Annotated in this window: 1 protein-coding gene; it reads left to right on the top strand. The window is 62.7% G+C overall.

Features of this window, described 5'->3' with window-relative positions; all coding sequences use genetic code 11:
* Nucleotides 1–16: 16 nt before the first annotated feature.
* Nucleotides 17–2608 (top strand): MFS transporter (locus EOA38_RS33175; protein ID WP_145966191.1); only part of this gene is annotated, 2592 nt, incomplete at its 3' end.

Genomic DNA, 2608 nt, shown 5'->3' on the forward strand with positions numbered 1-2608 from the left:
TCCGAAGTCCGGTCAAATCCTGGGTGCAAGCACGGCGGCATTTACGGTCTGCTTCGCGGTCTGGACCATCTTCTCCATTATAGGCATTCGCATCCGCCAGGAACTCGGCCTCAACGAGACGCAGTTCGGCCTGCTTGTCGGCACGCCGATCCTGACGGGTTCGCTGCTCAGGGTCGCGCTTGGCATCTGGACCGACCGCTACGGGGGCCGGATCGTCTTCACGGTGAATATGCTCGCGGCCGCGGTCGCGACTTTCCTTCTGTCCTATGCTCACACCTATCCGCAGATGCTGGTCGCGGCCCTCGGCGTCGGCATCGCCGGCGGCTCCTTCTCGGTCGGTGTCGCCTATGTGTCGCGCTGGTTCCCGCCGCAAAGACAAGGTACGGCGCTCGGTATCTTCGGTGCAGGCAATGTCGGTGCCGCGGTCACCAAATTCCTCGCCCCCTTCGTGCTCGTCGCCTTCGGATGGCAGGCCGTGGCTGAGGTCTGGGCAGCGGCCCTCGTCGTCATGGCCGTCATCTTCTGGTTTACGACGGATGACGACCCGGTCATCGTCGAACGCCGGCGATCCGGCATCAAGCCGAAAAGCGCGTGGCTCGAACTCGAGCCACTGAAGAACGTGCAGATCTGGCGTTTCGCGCTCTACTATTTCTTCGTGTTCGGCGCCTTTGTCGCGCTCGCGCTCTGGCTGCCGCAATATCTCATCAACGTCTACGGCCTCGACATCAAGACGGCCGGCATGATCGCCGCCTTCTTCTCGGTGCCGGCGAGCCTGTTTCGTGCTTATGGCGGACACCTTTCGGACAGCTTCGGCGCCCGCCGCGTGCTCTACTGGACTTTCCTGGTTTCGGTGGTGACGACCTTCATCCTGTCCTATCCACCGACCGACTACGTCGTCCACGGCATCAACGGCGCGACCTCCTTCCATATCGAGATGGGCCTTTTCGGCTTCATCGTCACGATCTTCGTGCTCGGCTTCTTCATGGCCCTCGGCAAGGCCGCCGTCTACAAGCACATCCCGGTCTACTATCCCGACCATGTCGGTTCCGTCGGCGGGCTGGTCGGCATGATCGGCGGCCTCGGCGGTTTCGTGCTGCCGATCCTGTTCGGCCTGCTGCTTGACCTGACCGGCCTCTGGACAAGCTGCTTCATGGCGCTCTTCCTGCTGGTCTCCGGCGCGCTGCTCTGGATGCACATGGCCATCCGCCAGATGGAACGCGGAACGGTTGGCGAGGCTCTCGCCAGGCTCCCGCCTTTCCCCGAAATGCAGCAAATGCCTGAGCCTGTGGCAAAGACGAGAACGGGCGGGCCTCTCACTGACTGGCGACCGGAGGACAAAACCTTCTGGGCTGAAACCGGTCGCCGCATCGCGAAGCGCAACCTGTGGCTTTCGATCCCGGCACTGCTGCTTTCCTTCGCCATCTGGCAGGTGTGGTCGGTTGTCGTCGCCAAGCTCCCGCTCGTGGGCTTCACCTTCACCACCGACCAGCTCTTCTGGCTCGCCGCTCTGCCCGGAATCTCCGGGGCGACGCTGCGTATCTTCTATTCCTTCATGGTGCCGATCTTCGGCGGCAGGCTCTGGACGACGCTTACGACCTGGTCGCTGATCATCCCGGCTGTCGGCATCGGCTATGCGGTGCAGAACCCAGACACGCCCTATGTCGTGCTGCTGATCCTGGCGCTGCTCTGCGGCTTTGGTGGCGGCAATTTCGCCTCGTCGATGGCCAACATCTCTTTCTTCTTCCCGAAGGCGGAGAAGGGAAATGCGCTTGCGCTCAATGCCGGCCTCGGCAATCTCGGTGTCAGCGTCGTCCAGTTCGTCGTGCCGCTGGCGATCACCACCGGGATATTCGGCTGGCTCGGCGGCGATCCGGCCATGGTCAAGGGGGCGGCCGGCGATGCGCCGCTCTGGCTGCAGAATGCCGGCTTCGTTTTTGTGCCTTTTATCGCGCTCTCGGCGTTTGCCGCCTGGTTCGGCATGAACGACATCGCTTCGGCCAAGGCATCCTTCAGTGAGCAGGCCGTTATCTTCCAGCGTCGTCACAACTGGATCATGTGCTGGCTTTACACAGGCACGTTCGGATCCTTCATCGGCTATTCGGCCGGCTTTCCGCTGCTCACGAAGATGCTGTTTCCGGATGTCAATGCGCTCCAGTACGCCTTCCTCGGCCCGCTCGTCGGCGCCCTCTCGCGCTCGGGCTCCGGCTGGCTTGCGGATAAATATGGCGGCGCGCGCGTCACCTTCTGGGCTTTCGTGCTGATGATCGTCGGGGTTGCCGGCGTCCTGTGGTTCATCGGCATCAAGGATCAGCCGGGCGCATTCATGGGCTTCTTCACGGCATTCCTGCTCTTGTTCTTCGCCACTGGTGTCGGCAACGCCTCCACCTTCCAGATGATCCCGGTGATCATGGCCAAGGAGATGGCTCGCCTGATGCCTGCCGCGGATGTCGAAGCGCGTCGGCAGCAGGCGGAGAAGGAGTCCGCCGCCATCACCGGCTTCACCTCGGCGATCGCGGCCTTCGGCGCGTTCTTCATCCCGAAGAGCTATGGCAGCTCGATCGCCCTTACGGGCACGCCGAACGCCGCGTTGTGGGCCTTCCTTCTGTTC

This window comes from Mesorhizobium sp. M1E.F.Ca.ET.041.01.1.1 (assembly GCF_003997355.1).
Taxonomy (GTDB): Bacteria; Pseudomonadota; Alphaproteobacteria; order Rhizobiales; family Rhizobiaceae; genus Mesorhizobium.